17 protein-coding genes are annotated in these 22,805 nt (G+C 69.0%); 14 read left to right on the top strand and 3 right to left on the bottom strand.

Features of this window, described 5'->3' with window-relative positions; all coding sequences use genetic code 11:
• Window positions 1-253: 253 nt before the first annotated feature.
• From ACWGDX_RS08550 to ACWGDX_RS08540, 3 genes are all read right to left on the bottom strand, one after another.
• Window positions 254-1,459, bottom strand: a complete 1,206-nt coding sequence (locus ACWGDX_RS08550) for an esterase-like activity of phytase family protein (protein WP_453623521.1) — start codon at window positions 1,457-1,459, stop codon at window positions 254-256.
• 131 nt (window positions 1,460-1,590) lie between these two features.
• Entirely contained in the window at window positions 1,591-2,532 is a 942-nt protein-coding gene (locus ACWGDX_RS08545) for a hypothetical protein (RefSeq protein ID WP_453623519.1), read from the bottom strand.
• A gap of 195 nt (window positions 2,533-2,727) precedes the next feature.
• Complete coding sequence (locus ACWGDX_RS08540) at window positions 2,728-3,390, bottom strand: GntR family transcriptional regulator (protein WP_365905150.1); 663 nt, start codon at window positions 3,388-3,390, stop codon at window positions 2,728-2,730.
• A 553-nt stretch (window positions 3,391-3,943) separates the two neighbouring features.
• Between ACWGDX_RS08540 and ACWGDX_RS08535 the strand changes: the two genes are divergently transcribed.
• From ACWGDX_RS08535 to ACWGDX_RS08470, 14 genes are all read left to right on the top strand, one after another.
• A complete protein-coding gene (locus tag ACWGDX_RS08535) occupies window positions 3,944-5,224 on the top strand; it encodes an ABC transporter substrate-binding protein (RefSeq protein ID WP_453623517.1) in 1,281 nt (426 codons plus the stop codon).
• A gap of 237 nt (window positions 5,225-5,461) precedes the next feature.
• On the top strand, window positions 5,462-6,274 hold the full coding sequence (locus tag ACWGDX_RS08530) for a carbohydrate ABC transporter permease (protein ID WP_382860135.1): 813 nt from the start codon (window positions 5,462-5,464) through the stop codon (window positions 6,272-6,274).
• A complete protein-coding gene (locus ACWGDX_RS08525; RefSeq protein WP_453623515.1) occupies window positions 6,271-7,206 on the top strand; it encodes a carbohydrate ABC transporter permease in 936 nt (311 codons plus the stop codon). The genes ACWGDX_RS08530 and ACWGDX_RS08525 overlap by 4 nt, the downstream gene beginning before the upstream one ends.
• Entirely contained in the window at window positions 7,203-9,872 is a 2,670-nt protein-coding gene (locus tag ACWGDX_RS08520; protein ID WP_453623513.1) for a hypothetical protein, read from the top strand. Before ACWGDX_RS08525 ends, ACWGDX_RS08520 begins: the two co-directional genes overlap by 4 nt.
• Before the next feature lie 161 nt (window positions 9,873-10,033).
• Entirely contained in the window at window positions 10,034-12,886 is a 2,853-nt protein-coding gene (locus tag ACWGDX_RS08515) for a discoidin domain-containing protein (RefSeq protein ID WP_453623511.1), read from the top strand.
• 500 nt (window positions 12,887-13,386) lie between these two features.
• Window positions 13,387-14,481 (top strand): amidohydrolase family protein, encoded by a 1,095-nt coding sequence (locus ACWGDX_RS08510; protein ID WP_382860146.1) that lies wholly within the window; start codon window positions 13,387-13,389, stop codon window positions 14,479-14,481.
• Between the two features lie 6 nt (window positions 14,482-14,487).
• On the top strand, window positions 14,488-15,540 hold the full coding sequence (locus ACWGDX_RS08505) for a DODA-type extradiol aromatic ring-opening family dioxygenase (RefSeq protein WP_453623509.1): 1,053 nt from the start codon (window positions 14,488-14,490) through the stop codon (window positions 15,538-15,540).
• Complete coding sequence (locus tag ACWGDX_RS08500; protein ID WP_453623507.1) at window positions 15,537-16,235, top strand: RraA family protein; 699 nt, start codon at window positions 15,537-15,539, stop codon at window positions 16,233-16,235. Before ACWGDX_RS08505 ends, ACWGDX_RS08500 begins: the two co-directional genes overlap by 4 nt.
• Complete coding sequence (locus ACWGDX_RS08495; protein WP_453623505.1) at window positions 16,232-16,918, top strand: RraA family protein; 687 nt, start codon at window positions 16,232-16,234, stop codon at window positions 16,916-16,918. The genes ACWGDX_RS08500 and ACWGDX_RS08495 overlap by 4 nt, the downstream gene beginning before the upstream one ends.
• Window positions 16,915-17,550 carry a 4-carboxy-4-hydroxy-2-oxoadipate aldolase/oxaloacetate decarboxylase gene (locus ACWGDX_RS08490; protein ID WP_453623503.1) on the top strand — a complete coding sequence of 212 codons (636 nt, stop codon included), beginning with the start codon at window positions 16,915-16,917 and terminating at the stop codon, window positions 17,548-17,550. Before ACWGDX_RS08495 ends, ACWGDX_RS08490 begins: the two co-directional genes overlap by 4 nt.
• A gap of 6 nt (window positions 17,551-17,556) precedes the next feature.
• Window positions 17,557-18,540 (top strand): PDR/VanB family oxidoreductase, encoded by a 984-nt coding sequence (locus ACWGDX_RS08485; RefSeq protein WP_453623501.1) that lies wholly within the window; start codon window positions 17,557-17,559, stop codon window positions 18,538-18,540.
• A 101-nt stretch (window positions 18,541-18,641) separates the two neighbouring features.
• The gene (locus ACWGDX_RS08480; RefSeq protein ID WP_453623499.1) at window positions 18,642-19,808 is read left to right on the top strand and encodes an ABC transporter ATP-binding protein; all 1,167 of its coding nucleotides are present in this window, start codon (window positions 18,642-18,644) and stop codon (window positions 19,806-19,808) included.
• Complete coding sequence (locus ACWGDX_RS08475) at window positions 19,796-21,688, top strand: ABC transporter permease (RefSeq protein ID WP_453623497.1); 1,893 nt, start codon at window positions 19,796-19,798, stop codon at window positions 21,686-21,688. Before ACWGDX_RS08480 ends, ACWGDX_RS08475 begins: the two co-directional genes overlap by 13 nt.
• Window positions 21,689-21,705: 17 nt before the next feature.
• The gene (locus ACWGDX_RS08470) at window positions 21,706-22,803 is read left to right on the top strand and encodes an ABC transporter substrate-binding protein (protein WP_453623495.1); all 1,098 of its coding nucleotides are present in this window, start codon (window positions 21,706-21,708) and stop codon (window positions 22,801-22,803) included.
• Window positions 22,804-22,805 lie beyond the last annotated feature (2 nt).

Here is a 22,805-nt window from a genome sequence, read left to right as displayed (position 1 = left end):
ACGCGGGACCCCGTGCTCCCCGGTAACCGACTCGGTGCCCCGGCCACGGGGATCGATACCTGTCGGGGGATAACGAAGGGGTGACATAAGGCCCTCGGATTCGCATCGGGGAACCCGTGGCCGCTCCATCGACCGTCGCATGGCCACCGGGTGGTCGCGGAGGTGGTGGACACCTCACGGCGATCACCCGGTGGCCCGCCCGCCCGCCGGGGTGGGATCACCCGTCGGCCGGGACCGGATCAGCGGCCGGGCCTCAGTGGAAGGCGCGCCTGTCGGCGTTCAGCGGGTCCGTGAGGCGGAGGGTGATGAACTCGTTGTTGTCCGCCTTGCCGGGCGTACGGCCCGAGGAGCCCGGGAAGTTGTTGTCGTTCATGACGGCCAGGGTGCGGTCGTCGATCAGCACGACGTCCTCAATCGTGGTGAACGGGAAGCGGAAGGTCTTCCCGAAGCCGCCGAGGCCCTTGGGGTTGGCGATGTCGAGCAGATCGGCGACCAGGGTCTTGTCCATGGCCCCGTCGTGGTTCCGGTCGCGGTTGTCGGCCAGGTAGATACGCTTGAACTTGGCCGAGTCGGCCTGGCCGCCGTCGCGCTCGATGACCAGGAAGCGGTGGGCGTCCAGGGCGATCGCGTCACCGATGGCGTTGTCGGGCGATGCCAGACGGTAGACCCAGCGCTTGCCGGTGTAGCGGCTCGTCCGCAGGTCGAACTCGCTCATGCGCAGGTCGCCGGGCGTGCCGCCGGCCACCCAGCCTTCGAGCAGCGGGTAGAGGTGACGGCCGTCGACCCCGCGGGCCATGCCCTCGAAGCCCTTGCTGCTGGGCAGGTTGGGGGCCGCGCCGTTCAGATACGGGTTCTCCGGCGCCTGGACGCCCTTGAGCGGGATGGGGGCCTGGAGGAGGCGGCCCTTCGACGAGAAGTGCAGCAGGAACGGGCCGAACTCGTCGCCGGTCCAGTACGTGCCGTCGGAGGCCCGGACGATGGACTCGACATCGAAGTCGGCGCCCGTCAGCACCCGGTCGGCGCGCGTGAGCGCGAACGGCACATGGCGGTAGGGGTCGCTCAGGTTGAAGCCGCCGAGCACCTTGACCTTGCCGGTGCGTGTGTCCGGCTTGATGTGGTGGACACGGAGCAGGAAGTCGGCGCTGTTGGCCTTGTTGCCGAAACCGTTGTCGGACAGCACGTCGTAGGTGCCGTCGTGACGGTTGAGGATGCCGCTGAACCCCTGGACCGGCTGGCCGGGGAACGGCGCGGCGATGCCGTTGACGGGCGCCGGGTCGAGGGCCGTGCCGGAGACCGGGCTGCCGGGTACATAGGTCTCGACCGGGAGGGAGGCGAATCCGGTCAGGGTGGCCCGGCCGAACTCGGCGGGACGGTGGTGGTGGTCGCGGTCGGCCACCGCGGGCGAGGCGAGGCCGACGGTCAGCGCGGCGGCACTGAGCATGATCAAGAGCTTGTTCATGACACGGACGGTAGAGACAGCGCATGACGTACACCCCAACGGCGGGCTACCCACGCACGAGCGGCAGACGGCCCGCCGGCCGGCCGCCGCCCGTGTCCGTACCGTCCACACCGCCCGGACGGGCGGATGGTTCAGGAAAGGTACGAGTTGCGGGTGTACGTCAGGTTGAACGTCCCGGTGTTCTTGAAGTACTTGCTGATCAGATAGGCCGGGTCGCCCGCGATGGAACCGGCCTGGAGGTCGCTGCCGTCGTTCGAGTCGTCCCAGGCCCAGGGGGTGTGCGCGGCGTTGTCCGTGCCGTTGTCACCGGCGAAGGTGCCCCAGGAGGCGTACGGGGGCTTCGAGTTGCGGCGCTCCCAGAGGCCGCCGGAGGAGAAGATGTCCACCAGCTCGTAGGACGCGGCACGGTCGTTGCCGCCCGTGGGCACCGAACCGGCGCCGCGACTGGGGCGGTAGACGATACCGTCGCTCCCGGGGAAACCGCCGCCGCTCCAGTTGTACATCCCGTGGCCCTTGGCCTCCTGGAAGACCGTGGGGTGCTGGGCGCCGTCATGGGTCTCCGTGAGCAGGGTGCCGTCGATGTTCTCGCGGTTGCCCTGGAACGGGCTGCCCGCCGGGATGTACGAGTAGTAGTTGTTGTGCGCCTGGGTCACGGCCGCCTGGAGAGTGCCGTAGGTGCTGCCGTCCTTGACGACGACCTCCAGGACCCCCTCCATGTCGTTCTCGTGCGAGGACAGCTTCCAGTCACGCGGGTGGTAGAACGCGTAGGTGATGTACCAGTGCGTCGCGGTCTCGACCACGGAGTAGTACGCCGTGCCGGTCAACCGTGCGGCGTTGGCGTCGAGGTTCTCCCAGTTGTTGAGGGTGTTCCAGTCCCCGTCGTAGTCGACGCGCGAGAGATAGTCGGCGGTGTAGGAGGACGACGCGCTGTCCTGGTAGTGGACCGGGGCCCAGCGATAGGCGAGATCGGCGTCGCTGGGCCCGGCGGCCTGCGCCTGGACGGGCACGGCGAGGAGTCCCGCGGAGAGCAGGAGGGCGACAAGGGCGGCACGGGCGGATCGCCGGAGTTTCACGGGGTTCTCCAGAGGTCGGACCCGGTCGTCGGACGACCGGGGGCAGTCCGGTGTGCGAACGGTCACCACTTTCCGGTCGCCGGATGACGCCCACCCCGCCACCGTCATGACGTGGACATGAAAAGTGTTGGGCCGCTGGACGCGCGTCGACCCCGCGCCGGCCCCGCGCCGGCACGGCGGACAGGCACACCGGGCCTACTCCGTCGCCGCCTCGATCAGTCGGGTCTGCGCCCTGCGCAGATGCGTACGCATACGGGCGGCCGCCGTCTCGTCGTCGTTCTCGCTGAGCGCCTCCAATACGCGTTCGTGCTCACGGCAGGTCTCCTCCGCCCAGCCCTCACGGAACGAGAGCCGGTACTGATGCGCGTGCGCGTGCAGCCGCTCCAGCGTCAGACGGAGAAACGCGTTACCGCTCAGAGCCGCGATCCGGTCATGGAAGACGGAGTCGTGGTGCAGATACAGCAGCAGCGTCGAGCGGCTTCTGAAGTCCCGCGCGGTCTCCCTCATCTCCGCGAGCTGGTCCGCGAGTTGCCGCAGATCGGACTCGGTCACCTGGAGGGCGGCCGCCGAGGCCGCCGCCGGTTCGAGCAGCAGCCGTACCTCGAACAGCTCGCGCAGACTGCGGCTGCTGAGCAGTGTCGCGGCCGTGTAGCCGGCCAGCGAACGCTTCACCACCAGCCCCTCCGCCTCCAGTCGCGCGAGCGCCTCGCGCAACGGGGTCGGTGAGATCGTCAACTCCTGGGCGAGCGTATTGATGTTCAGCTTCGACCCGGGCTCGATGTCGTGGTCGACGAGCCGCTGACGGATCGTGTCATAGGCGGTGTCCGCGAGTGCCTGTCGTCGAGGCGTGCCTGCCATCGTGCCGCTCCCGCTCCCGTTCCTGGTTCCGGACCGATTCCCGATGCCGTGATCCGTCGATTCTATTTTTTCCGGCTCTTTCCCTGGTCCGAGGTACCCGGCACGGTTTCCGCCCGCCCTCGTCCCCCGCAGAGTCGAACCCACCCCGGCCCTGCCGTCAAGACCCCTTGCGAGCTGCGTCTATATCGATGGAGTCCGCTTCGTGACACGGGATGTCCGGTCTCGATCCGGTAACGGGCGGTACGAGTCTTGACTGCGTCATGATGCTGGCTACTCTTCTGAAAAGTATACGAAACAAGGGTGTTCGCCGGACCCGACCGGGGCCTGCGGAGCGACACACACCCATGCCGGGCGGCACGGCGGGCGGGCGCGGACGGGGTGCCCGGTGGCCTGCCTCCCGCCCGGACTCCCGGTCCCATGGAACGTCCCACCCTCATGGAACATCTCACCCCGCCCCCTCCGCGGGCGGGTTTTCAGGACCAGGTAATTCGCTCGACGGCTCGCGGCGCGGCCGGTCTCCGGACGTCCCGCGTGAAGCATCAAGGAGGATGACATGAAGCGTGGACCTGCCCTCATGACGGCGGCCACCGGTCTGGCTGGCGCCCTGGCGCTGACCGGCTGCTCCACCAGCGCCACGTCGGCGGGCGGTGGCAGCGGCGGCGGCCTGACGTTCATGACCTTCGAGACCCCGGCGCTCACCGCCACCTTCTGGGACACCTCCATCGCGGAGGCGCAGAAGGAAGTCCCGGACACCAAGATCAAGAAGATCGTCTCGCCGGACGCGGACCGCACGGCCTACGCCAAGCAGCTCCAGGCGTCCGGGCAGTTCCCCGACATCCTCTCCTCCATCAACCCGAAGGACTTCACCGCGGCGGGGCTGCTGAAGCCGTTCGACCAGAAGTGGCTGGACGACAACTTCACCGACCCCGACGGCAACGCCATCGACGGCAAGTCCTACATACCGCCCACCAACTCCCAGGTCATCCCGATGATCTTCTACAACAAGAAGATCTTCGCGGCCAACGGTCTCCAGCCCCCGACGACCTGGGACGAGTTCGTCGATGTCGTCACCACGCTCAAGAAGGCAGGTGTCACCCCGGTCGAGATGGCGGGCGGCGAGCCCTGGTCGGCGGCGATCCCGCTGTCGGGCATCATCACCGCCGATGTGCTGGGCGCGGACCCCGAGTGGATCCAGAAGCGGTACAAGAACGAGGTCAAGTTCACCGATCCCGGTATGACGGCCGCGGTCGGCAAGTACCGTCAGCTCGTGGACGCCGGCGCCTTCGACAAGGGCGCCCTGAGCGTGAGCTACGCGGACGCCAACAAGCAGTTCCTGGACGGCGAGAGCGCCATGTATCCGATGGGAAGCTGGTTCATCGGCCAGATCCCCGCCGCGGCGGCGAAGGACTACGGCACGTTCCTGCTGCCGAGCGCGACCGGCGAGGCGATCGTCCCGTTCAACACCGGTGGTACGACCGCGGTCAGCGCGAAGTCGTCGAATGTCGCCGACGCCGCCAAGTTCGCCCAGGCATGGTCGCTGTCGAAGGCCAATCTCAAGACGCTCATCGAGACCGACGGCGCCTTCCCCATGCTGAAGAACGTCCCCTTCGAGGAGTTCGGAGCGAAGGTGACCCCGGTCTACACCGACGGCTTCAAGCTGGTGACCGAGGACAACACCAAGGTCAGCGCCTTCGGTCAGGTCAACAACGACGACGCGCTCCCGCCCGGTGTGGTCGAGCAGTTCAACTCCCTGGCGCAGAAGCTGTTCACCAGCTCCGACGTCAAGGATGAGCTGGCCTCGTTCGACGCCGGCTGGGACAAGGCCGCCAAGTAGCCGGCGCCCGTCGGGAGTGACGGGCGGGGTCGCGGTCCGGGCTGCTTTGACATCGTTGTCATATGCATTCCGGCCCTCCGCCGCCGTACGGCCCTGACTCCGTACGGCATCGGACCCCGCGGCCCCGCCTCCCGCCCCCGGGGCAGAAAGGATCACGCTGTGCCCTCACGATCTCTACGAACAGGCCGAAGCCTCGGGCTGGCGCCCGTCGCGTGGATCGCGGTCATCCTGTACGGGATGTTCCTTCTGTACCCGCTGGTGCAGAGCCTTTTCCTCAGCTTCACGGACAAGAATCCCCTTCAGGCCGGCAGCGCCTTCGTCGGACTCGCCAACTACCGCGAACTGCTGTCGGACGACCGGCTCATGTCGAGCCTCCTGTTCACGATGATCGTGGTCGTGGCGGTCACGGTCATCGCCAACGCGGTGGGCCTGCTTCTCGCGATCGTCCTCAACCGCTCCTCCGCCAACTACCGGGTGATGCGGACCCTGATCTTCATCCCGCAGGTGCTGTCCGGTGTCATCGTCGGATTCATCTGGCGCAGCATCCTCACCCAGAACGGCCTGCTCAACAGCGCGCTCGCCCAGGTGGGGCTGATCGACGAACCCGTCGCCTGGCTCGGTGACTCACAGCTGGCCGTGGTGTCGGTCTGCGCGGTCGTCAGCTGGATCACCATCGCGTTCGCCACCGTCGTCTACACCGCCTCGCTCCAGTCCGTACCGCAGGAGCTGTACGAGGCGGCCCGGATGGACGGCGCCGGTGTCCTCGGCCGCTTCCGGCATGTCACCCTGCCCATGATCGCGCCCGGTACGACGATCAGTGTCGTCCTGTGTCTGATCACCACACTGAAGCTCTACGACGTGGTCGCCGTCCTCACCGGTGGCGGCCCGGCGGAGTCGACCCAGTCGACCGCTTTCTATCTGATCTCCGTGGCCTTCACCGACAACCGGTTCGGCTACGCCTCGTCCATCGCCATGTTCCTGCTGGCTCTGACCGCCGTGGTCTCGTACGGCGTCACCACACTGCTCCGCCGAAGGGAGACGAACCTGTGAGCGCTCCCACCACACGGCCCGTCAGGACCGCGAAGCCCACCGGGACCAAGGCCTCCGCCGGGTCCGCGCCGTCGGCCGGGCCGGGCGGCTCCGGCCGGGCCCCGGGGTCCCGGCTGCGCGGCAGGACGCATCTCGTCGGCGCCTGGCTGATCACACTGGCGTTCATCCTGCCCGTGTACGTCGCCTTCGTCAGCGCGTTCAAGAAGCAGGACCAGATCGTCTCGAATCCGGCCGCCCCGCCGATTCCGTTCACCTTCGACAACATCGTCAACGCGCTGAGCCGGCCGGACAACCTGGTCCAGGCAGGGCTGCTCAACTCGGTCATGGTGACCACGGCGACGCTGGTCATCCTCGTCCCGCTCAGCTCCATGCTCGCCTTCTACATCTCCGAGCGCTCACCCCGGATCAGGGGCGCCCTGCTCGCCGTGTTCGCGCTCGGGCTGATGGTGCCCCCGCAGGTGGTGCTGCTGCCGATCGTGACGCTGCTGCGCTCGATCGGTCTCGCCAACTCGTACGCGGGTCTGATCCTGTCCAATGTGGGCGGCGGCTATCTCTCGTTCGCCGTGTTCGTCTACGTCGGATTCCTGCGGACGATCCCGCGCGAGGTCATCGAGGCCGCGCGGATGGACGGCGCGGGCGATCTGCGGCTGTGGTGGCGCATCGTCTTCCCCGTCGTACGCCCGGCCACCGCGACCGTGGCGATCTTCCTGGGCCTGTGGGTGTGGAACGACTTCCTCAACCCGCAGTTCATCCTCGGCCCGCTCCAGGGCCAGACGATCACCACCGGCATCTATGTCTCGCTCGGTGCCTATTCGACCGACTACAGCCAGCTCTTCGGGATCATGTTCCTCGCCGCTGTCATCCCCGTCGTGGGATATCTCGTCAGCCAGCGCGAGTTCATCCACGGACTCATGTCAGGAGCGTCCAAGTGAACCGGCCGACCGACGGCGTCCCCGCCCTGGACGAGCTCGCGGGCGGGTGGACCGAGCGCGCGGAGCTGAACCATCTGCCGTCCCTGCGCAACCAGTGGGGCCAGGGCCATGTCAACGGCGATCTCACCTCGCTGTCCTGGCTCGCCTTTCCGCCGTACAGCGGGGGTTACCACACGGGCGCGCTGCGGATCGACGGTTCCGTACCGCTCGCCGAGCGGCTGCGCTGGGCACCCTGGGGTGTCGGGCGCGCGGCGGCGGCCGGCGCGCTGACGGTCACCACCGAGGTCCGGATGGGGTACGAGCGGAGCCGGCTGCTGTGGCGGCTCGCGCTGCGCAACACCACGTCCGAACCCGTGACGGCCGCGGTGGAGCAGGAGTTGCTGGCTCCCTTCGCCCACTCCGAGGTGGACTGGGGCTGGCTCTACGGCAGTCCGTGGAACGACGGGCACCACCACGACTACTTCACCACCGAGCGGATCCGCGACGAGGCCGTCGCCGACCGGCCCCGCCAGGTGCAGTTCCTGCCGGTCGGGGAGCGCTGGATACGTCTCGGCAGCCCCCGTGTCCCCGGTATCCAGCGGGACGAGGACTCCGAGCCGATGCTGCTGGAGTCGGAGCTGCCCGACCACTCCACTCCGGACTCGGGACGGGTACGGGCGCCGGGGGCGGCCTGCCGGGTCAGGGAGGTCGCCGTACGCCGCGCCGCCACCGGCGCGACGGAACCGGTCGGGGGCGCGGGAGAGCACACCGGCGAAGACGCCGCGGAGTACGCGGTACGGCCCGACACCGATCTGCGGATCGGCACGGCGGGGCTCGGCAACGGCGATGTCCTCCTGTTCTCGGTGCGCACGGACACACCCGGGCAGACCGGGGTGATCCTCACCCACGGCAACCACCCCGACTCGCTCCAGGTCTCCCTGGAGAACGGGTGTCCCGCCCTGCGGATCGCGGGCGAGCGGCTGGTCGCGCCGGAGCCGCTGGCCCCCGGCACCTGGCACGGTGTGGCGGTCCTGGTCGCCGACACGGGCGCCGAACTGCTGCTGGACGACGCGCCCCTGCTGACGACCGCCGCCTGGTGGGAGGGACAGCGCTGGACCGCCACGGCCGACGGCGGCACGGTCTCGATCGCCGACTCCCGGTCGCCCGCGCGCAGCGCGTACGCCTTCTCGGTCCCGCCCGGCTCCCTCGGGACGGCGGGGGCGCGCGGCACCGCCCGCTGGGACATCACACTCCAGCCCGGCGAGGAGACCGTACTGGGCGTGGTGCTGGAGATCGGGGACTCGGCCGGGGCCGTCGCACGCGACGCGGCGCGGGCCGCCGCCTCCTTCACCGCGGAGTTCGACGCCGTGGCCGAGCGCTGGCGCCGGACCTGGGACAGCGCGTTCGAGCCGGGCAACACCGAGTTCTCCGGTCATCTGCCGACCCTGCGGACCGAGGACGCGGACCTCGCCCGTACGTACTATCTGGGCGCGCTGCTCGCCGTCTATCTGCGCAACACCAAGGTCAGTCCGGTCGGTCCGGTGTTCCTGACCGGCGGGCCGCGCCTGGGCGCCACCACCACCTTCTTCTGGGACATCTCGGAGTGGGCCAGGACGGCGGCCCTGCTCGAACCCGACGGTCTGCGCCGCTGGATCCTCGCGGCGCTGGCTCAGCCGTACGAGCGCTGCCACTCCTTCGACACCCGCAATCTGCTGCCGGTCGGCAATCACTACTCGGCCAACGACCACTCGCTCTTCAGGACCGTGAAGGCGTATGTGGGGGTGACCGGCGATCTCGGGCTGCTCGACGAGAGCGCGGGCGGACGCCGTGTGCTCCAGCATCTGCGGGAGATGGCGTTCCGCCCGAACACACTGCGGGCCACGTTCGGCGGGGGCGTGCTGGCCGACTTCGGCCGGGACGCCTGGGAACTGCTGGAGTGCGTGCCGAACTACCGCGACGCGGTGGTCTCGCTGAACGCCGGCTATGTCGGCATGCTGCGCTCCCTGGCCGCGCTGCTGCGCGCGCTCGGTGACGGGCACGAGGAGGAGGCCGAGGTGGCCGAGGCCGAGGCGGCCGAGCTCTCCGCCGCCGTGCTCGGGCAGTACGCCGGCGACGGCCGGTGGATGATCTCCCATCCGGAGGGCGACGAGGTCATCGGCCACTGTCTGGACTTCGAGCTGGTCGCCGCCGACATGGGCGAGGACCTGTCGGCGGACCAGCGCGCGGAGATGGTCCGCTTCGTCACCGAACATCTCCTGGACGGCGACTGGATGCGCGCCCTCGACCCCGGGGACCCGGTCGCGCCGCTCTCGGACCGGCCCGACCACGGCGCCGCCGGCGCCTTCGCTGCCTGGCCCGGCGCCACCTCGTTCGGGCTGTGCCGGCTCGGACGTCCCGATATCGCGGCGGGGGTGCTGCGCCGCGCGCACCGGGCCACTTCCGGCGGGCTGTGGGGCCAGGCCATGGAGGTCGCCGCGGACGGCGGCTACCGCGTCGCGGGCCGGGGCGTGGCGAACCGGGACAGCAACGCCGCCGTCGCCGTGACGGAGGCCGTCCTCGCCGGGCTCTTCGGTATCGAGGCCGGGATCGAGTCCCTGAGCAAGGACATCGGGACGACCAGTAGCCCGTACGGACGGCTGGAGAACGTCCGGGCCATCGGCTTCGGCCTGCCCAGATCACCGAGGTAGGCCGTCGCGGGCCGGGCGGGACTCTCGCGACACGCCCCGGCCGGTCCCGGAGGAACAGTGCGGCCGTGCGTGGGAACGCACGGCCGCACCGCACGGAAACACCTGTACCGCCCTCTCGCACCATCCCGACTCACAGGACCCCGACTCGAAGGAGAGCCGCAATGGGGCAGGAGAGTACGACGCGGAGAGTGATCCGCGGATTCGGAGGACCACGCGGGTACGCGGTGGCGGTGGCCCTGGCCGTCGCCGTACCGCTCGCGATTCCCGGCAGCGCGGTGGCCGGGAACGCCGCGGGCGCCGGGAACGAGTCCGTACGGGCCCTGGCGGCGGGACCGCCGACGCCCGCCCAGCAGTGGGACACCCTGAGGGCCAAGCTGGCCGATATCAAGGGAGTCTGGACCGACCAGGCCTACTCGGGCTCGGTCTCGAACGCGATGCCCAACACCGCCCTGCTCGGAAACGGTGACGTCGGTGTGACCTCCGGCGGCAGCACGGGCGTCAAGACGTTCTATGTCTCCAAGGGGGACTTCTGGAACGCCAACCCGAGCCCGAAGCCGGCGCCCATCGGCGGTGTGACCATCACCGGCACCACCGCGCAGACCGGCACCAACCTCGCCATCGGCGCACGGGCGACCGCCAGCAGCACGGAGGGTTCCTTCACGCCCGACCGGGCGGTCAACGGCCAGTGGGGCAGCGGGTACGAGGGCTGGGTCTCCCAGGTCGGCAAGCCGCAGTGGATCACCCTCGACCTGGGCTCCGTCAAGACCGTGGCCCGCTATGTCATACGCAACGACAACGCCGCGCGCCCCGGCAACGCCGCCTTCAACACCAAGAACATGGCGTTCCAGACCAGCGCGGACGGCACCAACTGGAACAGTGTCGACACGGTGCAGAACAACACCGCCGATGTCATCGACCGGACCGTCACGGCCGTACAGACCCGGTACATCAGGGTCAGTGTCACCGAGCCGACACAGAGCACGACCTCCGACTCGACGCAGAACCCCCGGGCGCGGATCGGCCAGATCGAGCTGTACGCGCAGAGCGGCGGCGGCACTCCCCCGCCGGCGCCGTCCTTCCGCGAGGAACAGAACATCGTCGACGGCACGATCGCGACAACGATGTCACTGTCCAACGCCCCCGTGTCGATGAAGACCTGGCTGGCCGCCGACAAGAACGTACTGGTCACCTCCGTCACCTCGACCGGCAGCCAGCCGGTACAGCTCCAGGCGTCGACCTACGCGGGTGCCACCACGCCCAACTCCGCCTACAGCAACTCCGCGGGGGTGGACGGTCAGGTGATGTGGGCCGAACGTGCCACCGCCTCCGGCAGCAGGTGGGTGTCGCGCGGGGCACTGGCGACCACGGTCCTCGGCGCGTCCGCCGTGCAGACACCGACCGTCTCGGGCGCCACCGCGAAGACCGTCTTCACCCTTCCCGCGGGCGCGACCGTACGTGTCGTCACCCAGATCGGCGGCGGCGGACAGAACCCGTCGGCGCCGCACAACGACGCGGTGACACAGGTGCGTACCCAGACCGCGGCCTCGCTGGCGACGCTGGACACCCAGCGCGCCGACTGGTGGAAGAACTACTGGATGCGGTCGGCCGTCGAACTGGGCGACACCGTACTGGAGAAGTTCTACTACGCGGCGCAGTACTTCATCGGGGCGTCCAGCCGGGCCGGGAAGACCGCCCCCGCCCTCTACGGGATCTGGACCACCACGGACTCCCCGCAGTTCAGCGGTGACTACCATCTCAACTACAACGCGCAGGCGCCGTTCTACGGTGTCTACTCCAGCAACCGCCCGGAACTCTCCCTGCCGTTCCACGAGACGATCCTCGCGTATGTCCCCGAGGCGCAGCGCCGGGCCAGGCAGGATCTGACCCGGGTGAAGTCCGACTACATCAGCGGGCGCTTCCCGAGCGGCGGTGTGCCGGCCGGTGTGCTCTTCCCCGTGGGGATCGGCCCGTACGGCACGACCACCGACGACCAGTACCACCAGCAGGTCTCCAACTCCCTCTTCTCCGCCTCCCAGTTCATCTCCTACTACGAGTACACGCAGGACACCGAGTTCCTCAGGACCAAGGCGTATCCCTTCCTCGGCCAGGTCGCGCAGTTCTTCGAGAGCTATCTCGAACGGGACTCCGCGGGCAAGTACTCGATGTGGAGCGGTCCGCACGAGGGCACCTGGGGCAAGAACTCCTCCGCCGACATCGGTCTGCTGAAGCAGGTGCTGTCCACCCTGATCGCGGGCAGCCAGAAGCTCGGTGTCGACGCGGACCGCCGGGCCACCTGGCAGAACATCCTCGACAACCTGCCGGCGCAGCCGACCACGGTGTTCAACGGGAAGACCGTGTACTCGCTGGTGAGCCCCGGCACCATGCAGGGGTCCGACACACGGGACATCCACCCCGGTGACAACACCATCAACCTCGAATTCGTCCAGCCGGCCGACCAGCTCGGGATCAACTCGGACCCGGCGAAGCTGCGCATCGGTGTGGACACCCTCGACGCCATGAACTCCTGGGGCCAGGACAACAGCTTCCCCAAGGTGTTCAACCAGGCGGTCCGGGTGGGATATCCGGCGCAGTCGCTCATCGACAAGTTCAAGCAGGTGATCAACTCGCACCTCGCGCCGAATCTGCGGATCGCCGACTCGTTCCACGGCATCGAGAAGTCCGGGGCGACCGAGGCGGTCAACAGCATGCTCGTCCAGAGCGACCAGGGGATCATCACCCTGTTCCCGGTCTGGCCGGCGGGCAAGGACGCGAGCTTCTGGCAGCTCCGCCAGAAGGGGGCGTTCGTGGTGTCCAGCGCGAAGGAGAGTGACCGCGTCAGCTATGTCGAGGTCACCAGCAAGGCCGGTGGCACACTGCGGCTGAAGAACCCGTGGTCCACGGGCGCCTTCACCGTGACCGACGCCAATGGCGCGGCGGTGCCGTTCACCACGGCGAACGGGGTGATCTCCGTCCAGACGGCGGTGGACCGGACGTACCGCATCGTCCCGGTCTGAGCCTGAGATCTGACCACGCCGGTGTACCGCGGGACCGTACGGTTCCGCGGTACACCGGTTCCCGTGTCGGTGCCGGTGCCGGGTTCGGTTCGCCGACGGCAGCCCGCCGACGGGTCCGGAACACACCGGCGCACACCCCGGTGCAGCGAGTTTGACATTCCAACCGATCCCTCGCGCGGGAGCCCCGGGACACCGCCGGACCACCGGGCGCGCCGCCCGAGACCATTCCGGGATGGCCAAGTTCGTACGCGACCGGTCCACCGACGGAAATTTCGCCTAATGTGACGTTCTACCGGCCGGTGACCGCGTATCGATGGCGCTTTCCGTCCACCGGTGTGCGCCTTTCCTCCCTCTTGGCGCGCGTTTGGCCCTCGGTCGGGGAGCCCGGTCCGGCGCGAGGCCCGACAGGAGAACAGGGCGAACGCAAGGCCTCCGGGTCCACCGCATGCCGCTATACGGAATTCTCGTGCGACCTATTCCGTATAGGGCACACCATCTCTATGGTTCAGGACACCCGGACAGGAGCTCTCTCAGCGGCTCCACCGGCCACGGCGGGCATCGCCCGTTCCGGCCACAAGGAGGGCAGCACCATCTATATCGACGTCCACGGGCATGTCACCGCCCCTGACAAGCTCTACGCGTACAAAGCCGGACTCCTCTCCCATCGCGGCGCGCACGGGCGCGGGCGGTCGGGAGTGACCGAGCAGCATGTCGTGGAGGCGCTCAACGCGCCGCATCCGAGTTTCGGCAAGATCTCGCATCTGCGGCATCTCGACGAGGCGGGTGTCGACATCCAGTTCATCTCGCCGCGGCCGTTCCAGATGATGCACAGCGAGAGCCCGGCCAAGCTCGTCGAGTGGTTCACCGAGGAGACCAACGACGTCATCGCGATGTGCTGCGCGGCGGACAGCCGCTTCCGCGGTGTCGCGGGGATGCCGCAGTCGATGGAGCTCGATCCGGCCGCGTGGACCAGGGAGCTGCGCCGCTGTGTCAATGACCTGGGCTTCGTCGGCGCGACCCTGAACACCGACCCGTACGAGGGGCTGCGGCAGCCGCCGGCCATCGGGGACCGCTTCTGGTACCCGGTGTGGGAGGCGCTCTGCGAACTCGACGTCCCCGCCATCATCCACTCGGCGGCCTGCCGTCCGCCGGCCAGGGAGAGCTACTCGCTCCATTTCGTCCAGGAGGAGACCCTGGCGGTGGCCGGACTGCTCCAGTCCACCGTCCTCGACGACTTCCCCGAGCTGAAGATCGTCGTGTCGCACGGCGGCGGGGCCATCCCGTACCAGAAGGGCCGCTTCTACCCGGCGGCCCTGCGGGCGGGCACCACCTTCGAGGAGCGCCTGCGCCGCCTCCACTACGACACCTGCCTCTATACACGTGACTCGATCGAGTTCCTCCTGCGCACCGTCGGTGTCGACCGCTGTCTGTTCGGTACGGAGAAGCCCGGCACCGGCTCGGTGAAGGACCCGGAGACCGGCCGCTGGATCGATGACATCCATCTGCTCATCGAGGACATCGACTGGCTGACCGACGACGACAGGAAAGCGCTGTTCGAGACGAACGCCGTCGAGCTGTTCCGGCTGGAGGTGTGAGGAAGCGTGAGCGACCTCGTACTGGGCGTGGGCACCTCCCACGGCCCCCTGCTGAACACACCGCCGGAGGACTGGGGGCAGCGGGCGAAGGCGGACCGCGCCAACAGGGCACTGGTCTACCGCGGTGTGGAGTATCCGTACGACGACCTGCTGGCACTGCGCGCACCGGGGTTCGCGGCCGAATGCGAGTTGGACGTACGCCGCCGGCGTCACAGCGCCTGCCGTGAGGACATCGAGGAGCTGGGCCGGCGGATCGAGGCGGCCGCGCTCGATGTGCTGGTGGTCGTGAGCAGCGACCACAAGGAGGTGTTCGGCGATGAACTGCTGCCGCAGTTCGCCTTCTACTGGGGCGACACCATGCGGCACGAGCCCTTCACCCAGGAGCAGCTCGACGGTATGAAGCCGGGGCTGGCCATCGCCGAGGTCGCCAATGTGCCCGCCACGAGCACCGTGCGTCCCGGGCACTCCGCGCTGGCCCGGCATCTGATCGAGCGGACCTCGGCCTCGGGGTTCGACCCGGCCGCGTCCCGCGCGCTGCCGCCCGGTGAGTGGGGAAATTCGGGGATCCCGCACGGCTGGGGCTTCATCTTCGAGCAGCTGCTCGGCGGTGACGCGATACCGCCGACCGTGCCGGTCTTCGTGAACACCTTCTGGGAGCCGAACCCGCCGTCCGCCGCCCGCTGTTTCGACTTCGGGGTCGCCCTGGGCGAGGCGATCCGGGCCTTCCCGGCTCCGCTGCGGGTGGGGATCGTCGCCTCCGGCGGGCTGAGTCACTTCGTCGTCGACGAGGAGCTCGACCGTGCCTTCATCGCCGCGCTGACCAGCCGGGACAGTGACTATCTGCGCTCCCTGCCCGACGCGGTGCTGCGGTCGGGGACCTCGGAGATGCGCAACTGGATCGTGGTCGCGGGAGCGCTGCACTCCTCCTCGCTCGGCGCCGAACTGGTCGGCTACGAGCCGTGCTACCGGGCCGAGGCGGGCACCGGCTGCGCGATGGCGTTCATGACCTGGCAGGACGCCACGGCCGCACGGCCCGACTCCCGTAAGGACGCGGAATGACGACGGAGAACGAGGCGCGGACGACCGCCCCGGCCGCCACCGCGGTGGAACGGCTGCGGGCGCTGGACTCCTGTGCCGTCTCGGACGCCCTGGACGCCTACGGCCTGTCCACGGTGACACTCGGACCCGTGCCGGTCTGGCCGGTCCGGCATGTCGTCGCGGGACGCGTGCGTACCGTCACGGTGGGGCCGCGCGATTCCGGCAGGCCGGCGGACCATGTCGCCGCCGCCGCCGTGGACATCTCAGGACCGGACGATGTGCTGGTCATCGCCAACGGCGGACGTCTGGACGTGTCCTGCTGGGGCGGGATACTCAGCCGCGCCGCGCTCGCCCGGGGCATCGCGGGAGTGGTGGTCGACGGCGCCTGCCGGGACGCCGGCGAGAGCGCCGAGCTCGGTCTGCCGGTCTTCGCGCGGGCCGTGGTGCCCGTCAGCGCGCGCGGACGTGTCGTCCAGTACGCGATGGACGAGCCGGTCCGGTTCGGTGACATCACCGTGGAGCCGGGCGACTACGTCATCGCCGACGGCAACGGAGTCGCCTTCGTACCCGGGGCCGACGTCCAGCGCGTCATCGGCTTCGCCGAGCGCGTCGTCGCCCGCGAGGCCGTCATGGCCGACGCAGTCGCCCAGGGGCGGCCGGTCACCGAGGTCATGCACGACAGTCAGTTCCCCACGACCGAGGAGTACGGCGCGTGAACGACCAACCCGCCGCCCGTGAGCCGGCCGCGGCCGACGGCACGGCCCATCCCCTGTACGGCTACTCGACCGCGACGATCGCCGACGCGCTCGACCGCGTCGGCCGGGAGGGCTGTCTGCCCGGCATCGGCCCGCTGTTCGACGGCGCGCGGATCTTCGGGCGGGCCTACACCGTCTCGTACACCACGGCCGGGCGCCCGGCCGGCACGGTGGGCGACTATCTGGACGACATGCGGCCCGGCGATGTGGCGGTGCTCGACAACGGCGGCCGTACCGACTGCACGGTGTGGGGCGACATCCTCACCGCCATGGCGGACGACCGCGGTATCGCGGGCACCGTGATCGACGGGGTCTGCCGCGATGTGCGGCGGGCGCTCGACGTGGGCTATCCGCTGTTCACCCGCGGCCGGTACATGCGCACCGGCAAGGACCGGGTCGAGGTCCGGGACGTCCAGTGCCCGGTGAGCGTCGGCGGTGTCCGGATCGCGGCCCGTCAGCTCGTCATCGCCGACGCCGACGGCGCGGTCACCGTACCGCCCGATGTGGAGGACGACGTGGCGGAGATCTGCCACACCATCCATGAACGCGAGTCGCGCATCGTCGACGACATACTCGCGGGCCGCTCCCTGGCCGAGGCGCGCGCCGCCCACGGCTATCACCTGCTGCAGAGGAACCAGGCATGACGACCGCCCCGTCCGATCTCACGGACACCGCCGTCTTCCTACGGCTGGGAACCGCCACCCTGTACGAGGCGTCGAAGCTGGACTGCTTCCTTCCGTCGCGTATCCGACCGGTCTGGCCGGGCGCCGCCGTGGTCGGCCGGGCGCTTCCCGTGACCACCGCGGCCGCCGACAACCTGCCGCTGCACATCGCGCTCGAACACGCCTCGCCGGGCGATGTGCTGGTGGTCGACGGACAGCGCGAGGCCTGCGGTTACTGGGGCGAGGTGCTCACGGCCGCCGCGCGGGCGCGCGGGGTGCTGGGGCTGGTGATCGACGGCGGTGTGCGGGACGTGGACCAGTTGCGCGAGCGTGGTTTTCCGGTCTTCAGCTCCTCGATCGCGGTGCGTACGACGGTCAAGGACGACACGGGCACCGTCGGCGATCCCCTCACCCTGGGCACCGCCACCGTCAGCCGCGGGGATCTCGTCGTGGCCGACAGCGACGGCGTCGTGGTCATTCCACAGGCGTCGGTCGCATCGGTACTGGAGCGCGGCCTGGCGCGCGAGGCCGCCGAGGCGGGCTATATGAGCCGGATCGCCGGGGGCGAACTCACCCTGGACATCTACGGTTTCCGACCGGCCGGCACGGACTGAGCCGCCATGAACGATCTGGATCTCCTCGCCACCCGGAACGTGCTGGTCGAGCAGGTTCGTCTGGAAGCCGCCGGTGTCGTCTCGCTGACCCTGGTCGATCCGGACGGCGGCACACTGCCGCCATGGACACCGGGCGCGCATATCGATCTGCGGCTGCCCAGCGGCACGGTCCGTCAGTACTCGCTGTGCGGTCCGCCCGACGATCCCCGCTCGTACACCGTCGCGGTGCTGCGTGAGGAGGACGGCCGCGGCGGGTCGGCGGAGGTGCATGACACCGCGCTGGTCGGACGGGTGCTGCGGGTCCGGGGACCACGCAACCACTTCGCCCTCGTCGACGCGCCGCACTATCTCTTCCTCGCCGGCGGTATCGGTGTCACACCGATCCTGGCGATGGCCCGTCAGGCCGCCGCGGACGGCGCCTCGTGGGAGCTGTACTACGGCGGACGCACCCGCGCCGGCATGGCGTTCACCGGAACGCTGTCGGCCATCGACGCCGGTCGCGTCCATATCGTGCCGCAGGACGAGCAGGGCATGCTGCCGGTCGCCGCGCTCGTGGACGCCGCGCCCGCCGGTACCGCGGTCTACTGCTGCGGCCCGGAGGGCATGGTCCAGGCGGTCAGCGAGGTCTGCGCGCGGGCCAGGCCCGGCGCGCTGCATGTCGAACGCTTCGGCGCGCCCCCGGGCGGCGGCGCGGCGGACGCGCGAGGTCCGTCCCCCGGCGCGGGCCACTTCACCGTGGAACTGCGGCGCAGCGGTCTGACCCTGGACGTCCCGCCGGAGCGCACACTGCTCGACGTGGTCCGCGAGGCCGCCCCCGAGGTGGCGTTCTCCTGCGAGGAGGGCTACTGCGGCTCGTGCGAGACGAAGGTGCTCGCCGGGGTGCCCGAGCACCACGACACCGTGCTCTCGGACGAGGAACGGGACCGCGGCGACACCATGATGATCTGCGTCGGCCGGTCGGCCTCGGAGCTGCTCACACTGGACCTTTGACGGTCCCTATTCCCTATCGAAGAACTTAGAGAACAACTATTTCTCTATGAGGTATTCCTGGTTAAGGTCGCGTGAACCAGGACTGATCCGAGGAGTGCAGGATGTCGATGAGGGCGACCACACCGGACCGCCTCGCGGGCCGGATCACGGGCCCGGCGGACCAGGCTTCCGGTGAGCCCGCCGTACAGCTCCAGCTGTCCGGTGTGACCAGGAAGTTCAACGACGTCGTCGCTGTCGACCAGATCGACCTCGACGTCAAGCAGGGCGAGATATTCGCCCTCCTCGGCCCGAGCGGCTGCGGGAAGAGCACATCGCTTCGGATGATCGCGGGCCTGGAGAAGATCGACCAGGGTTCGATCTCGATGCGGGACAGATCACTCGCCGACGCCGGCCGGGGCACCTTCCTGCCGTCGGAGAAGCGCAATATCGCGATGGTCTTCCAGTCCTACGCGATCTGGCCCCATATGACCGTCGCGCAGAACGTCGCCTTTCCGCTGCGTATGCGCCGGGTCAAGCGTGCCGAACGGCGGCGCAGAGTCGAGGAGATCCTGACGGTCACCGGTCTGGAGGCGCTGGCGGACCGGCCGGCCACCCTGCTGTCGGGCGGTCAGCAGCAGCGGGTCGCGCTCGCTCGGGCCCTTGTCTACACCCCCGACCTGCTCCTGCTCGACGAGCCGCTGTCGAATCTGGACGCGAAGCTGCGTATCCAGATGCGCCGCGAGATCCGCAGACTCAACCGGGAACTGGGCATCACGATGCTCTTCGTCACCCATGACCAGGACGAGGCACTGTCCCTGGCCGACCGTCTCGCGGTGATGAACAAGGGCAAGGTCGAGCAGATCGGCCGGCCCATGGACCTCTACGAGCGTCCGAAGACGGCGTTCGTACGGGACTTCCTCGGCCGGCTCATCGTCGTCGAGGGCGTACTCACGGGAGACGGCCGGGTCCTGCTCGGCACCGGCGGCGAGCGGGCCGGTGAGATCCACGGCCCCGATGTGCCGCCGGAACTGGGCGACGGCGACCGGGTGGGTGTGTATCTCAGGCCCGAGGACGTCGACATCAGACCGGCCGGTCCCGACGGCCCCGCGCCGAACCAGGTGGCGGCCCGGGTGCTGTCCTCCGTCTACCTCGGCGACAGCTTCGAGTACGTACTCGACATCGCCGGATCCAATGTGCTGCTCAGCGCCCCGCGCCGGGTGGTGCACCAGCCCGGTGACGCGGTCGTCGTCGAGGTAGACCCGCGACGCGCGATGGTGTGGCCGCTGTGACCGGCGTCCTGCCCCCGGTGGCCCCGGACGCCGTCGAGCCGCTCCCGGGTCCGGTGAGAAGACTGATCAGCGCGCGCCGCTCCAGCGGCTCCCGGGTGACCGGCGTCGTCGTACTGCTGCTGGTGGCCGCGGTCACCGTCGTCCCCATCACACTGCTCCTGCTGAACAGCCTCAATGTCGCGGATCCCGGCGATCCGGCGACCTACGGCCTGGACAACTGGCGGCAGGCCTTCGCCAACGGCGCGATGTGGGAGTCCGCCTGGAACACACTGCGTCTGGGCGTACCGAGAGTGCTGCTCGGCATGGTGATCGCCACGGTCGTCTCCTGGCTGATCGCGCGCACCGACATGCCCGGCGGCAAGGTCATCGAGGTGTTCCTGTGGTTCTCGTTCTTCATCCCCTCGCTGTCGATGACCCTGGGCTGGATCCTGCTGCTCGACCCTGCCAACGGTGTGGTCAACCAGGTGATCAGAACGATTCCGGGGCTGGGTGACCTCACTCAGGGCCCGCTGAACATCTACAGCTACTGGGGCATCATCTGGACCCATCTGACCGCCACCACCGTACCCATCATGGTGATTCTGCTGGTGCCCGCGTTCCGCAGGATGAGCCGGTCGATGGAAGAGGCCGCGCAGATCTGCGGCGCCAGCCGGATGCGCACCCTGGTGAGTGTCACCGTCCCGATGATGCGTCCGGCCATCATCGCCGCCACCCTGCTCAGCTTCGTCTACTCGCTGAAGACCTTCGAGATCGAGCTGCTGCTCGGCACCCCGATCGGACTGAACGTCTACTCCACCCAGATCTACAACTGGCTCCAGTCGTCGCCCCCGCAGTTCGGCACCGCGACCGCGCTGGGTTCGGTGTTCATCCCGATCCTCATCATGCTGGCGATCATGCAGCGGTACGCCGTACGCAGCCGCAGTTACGTCACGATCGGCGCGCACACCTACAACGACGAGCCGATCCGGCTGGGCCGGGTACGCCGCTGGGTGGCCGCCGGGCTGCTCTCGCTCTACGCGATCATCACCGTGGTGCTTCCCATGGGCGCGATCGTCCTGGGCTCGTTCATGCGGCGGTTCGGGTTCTTCCAGCTGACCAATCCCTTCACCACGGAGCACTGGTCGGCGCTCTTCGCCGACAACCTGTTCGCCTCCTCCGTGCGCAACACACTGGTCATCGGTCTGATCGCCACCCTGGTCGGGGTGCTGGTCTACTTCGTGATCTCCTTCGTCATCGTCCGCAGCGAACTGCCCACCCGGGGCGGTATCGATGTGATGGCCTGGCTGCCGGCCGCCGTACCGGGCATGCTGCTGGGCCTCGGACTGCTCTGGGTCTATCTCGGCACCCCGCTGCGCACGGTGCTCTACGGCAATCTCTTCGGCCTGATCATCGCGCTGGTGATCAGCCATATGGCCACCGGTACGCAGCAGTTGAAGGCCGCGATCCTCCAGGTGAGCCCCGATCTGGACCGGGCGGCACGTATCTGCGGCGCCAGTCCGGTGCGCGCGTACACCTCTATCCTCTTCCCGCTCCTCGGTCCGTCCGTGGCCGCGGCCGGAGTTCTCACCTTCCACTCCGCCGTGAGTGATGTGAGCACCGTCGTCCTGCTCAGCAGCAACGACTCCCGGCCGCTGTCGATCCTTCTTCTCGAATACAGCACCAGCGGCGTACTCGAACAGGCCTCCGTGCTGGGCGTTCTCATCAGCGCGCTCACCGTCGGGGTGGCCCTGCTGTCCCGGGTGCTCAGTGGCGGCCGGCTGCGCAAGCCGCGGCCGGGACGCCGTCTCCGGGTGACCGGCGGTACCCCGCCGTCGCCCCTCTCCGCAACGAAAGCAGGTGCGTCATCAAAAGATTCATCGCTCACCACAACTGGAAGCTGATATGCGCGGGCGCCGCGGTGGCCCTCGTCGCGACAGCGTGCGGCGACGGCTCGTCCACCACGACGGCGGGCAGCGCCCCCGCTGATGTCAGCAGCTCCTGCCCGGATCCCTCGGGCGCGCTCGTCGCCAAGGCGAAGAAGGAGGGCACGGTCGTGATGTCGGGCCCGCCCACCGACACCGTACGGCAGCAGCTGCCCAAGGCGTTCGAGCAGACCTACGGGATCAGCCTCGACTACATCGGCACCAGCGGCAAGGACAACGCGGCCCGGCTCCAGTCCGAGCGGCAGGCCGGGATCTACTCCCAGGACGTGTTCCTCGGCGGCGCCGACACCATGGCCAACACCTACCACGCACAGAACTGGATCGCCCCGCTGACGGACGTACTGCCCGCGGCGGAGCTGGACCCGAAGGGGTGGCGGGGCGGGACCGTCCCGTTCGTGGACGGTGACAAGAAGATCCTCAGCATCAGCCGGTACGTCAGTGTCCCCATCGTCATCAACACCGACCAGGTGAAGGCGGACGAGATCACCTCCTGGAAGGATCTGCTCGACCCGAAGTGGAAGGGCAAGATCGCCACCATCGACCCGCGGAGCCCCGGCGGCGCGATCTACAACGTGGGTATGTTCCAGGCGGCCGACGGCTACGGCGACGCGTTCGTCAAGCAGCTCTACAAGGACCAGAAGCCGATCCTCATCACCGACTCCCGGCAGGGAACCGACGATCTGGCCAAGGGCAAGTACCCGATCGCCCTGGGGCTGGGCCAGCTCGACGTCGACACGGCGTCGGACGACGGGCTGCCGGTCAAGGTCGTCATGCCGGACCTGCTCCAGACCACCAGCGGCTTCGGCTTCCTGGCCGTCTCCGACAAGCCGCCGCACCCCGAGGCCGCCAAGGTGCTGGCCCAGTGGCTGGCCTGCCCGGACGGCAACAAGGCGTGGAACGACGCGTACGGAAGCATCAGCGCCCGCTCCGACGTCAAGCCGCCGGCCGAGCTGCCCGCCTGGCAGGTCCCGCAGGACGGTGTGGACTACTTCAACACCAACTCCTGGGAGTTCCTCACCAAGGGCGTGACGGACGCGACAGAACTGATCAAAAGCCTCATCGGTTCGAACTAGCG

The sequence above is a fragment of the Streptomyces sp. NPDC055025 genome (assembly GCF_053608565.1).
The sequence above is the reverse complement of the archived record's forward strand: the minus strand, read 5'-3'. Positions and strand labels throughout refer to the sequence as shown.

Bases quoted from the DNA above. Each gene is read 5' to 3' on its own strand.
- ACWGDX_RS08550 (WP_453623521.1), bottom strand. From the start codon at position 1,459: ATGAACAAGCTCTTGATCATGCTCAGTGCCGCCGCGCTGACCGTCGGC.
- ACWGDX_RS08540 (WP_365905150.1), bottom strand. From the start codon at position 3,390: ATGGCAGGCACGCCTCGACGACAGGCACTCGCGGACACCGCCTATGAC.
- ACWGDX_RS08535 (WP_453623517.1), top strand. From the start codon at position 3,944: ATGAAGCGTGGACCTGCCCTCATGACGGCGGCCACCGGTCTGGCTGGC.
- ACWGDX_RS08530 (WP_382860135.1), top strand. From the start codon at position 5,462: ATGTTCCTTCTGTACCCGCTGGTGCAGAGCCTTTTCCTCAGCTTCACG.
- ACWGDX_RS08515 (WP_453623511.1), top strand. From the start codon at position 10,034: ATGGGGCAGGAGAGTACGACGCGGAGAGTGATCCGCGGATTCGGAGGA.
- ACWGDX_RS08510 (WP_382860146.1), top strand. From the start codon at position 13,387: ATGGTTCAGGACACCCGGACAGGAGCTCTCTCAGCGGCTCCACCGGCC.
- ACWGDX_RS08500 (WP_453623507.1), top strand. From the start codon at position 15,537: ATGACGACGGAGAACGAGGCGCGGACGACCGCCCCGGCCGCCACCGCG.
- ACWGDX_RS08490 (WP_453623503.1), top strand. From the start codon at position 16,915: ATGACGACCGCCCCGTCCGATCTCACGGACACCGCCGTCTTCCTACGG.
- ACWGDX_RS08485 (WP_453623501.1), top strand. From the start codon at position 17,557: ATGAACGATCTGGATCTCCTCGCCACCCGGAACGTGCTGGTCGAGCAG.
- ACWGDX_RS08480 (WP_453623499.1), top strand. From the start codon at position 18,642: ATGTCGATGAGGGCGACCACACCGGACCGCCTCGCGGGCCGGATCACG.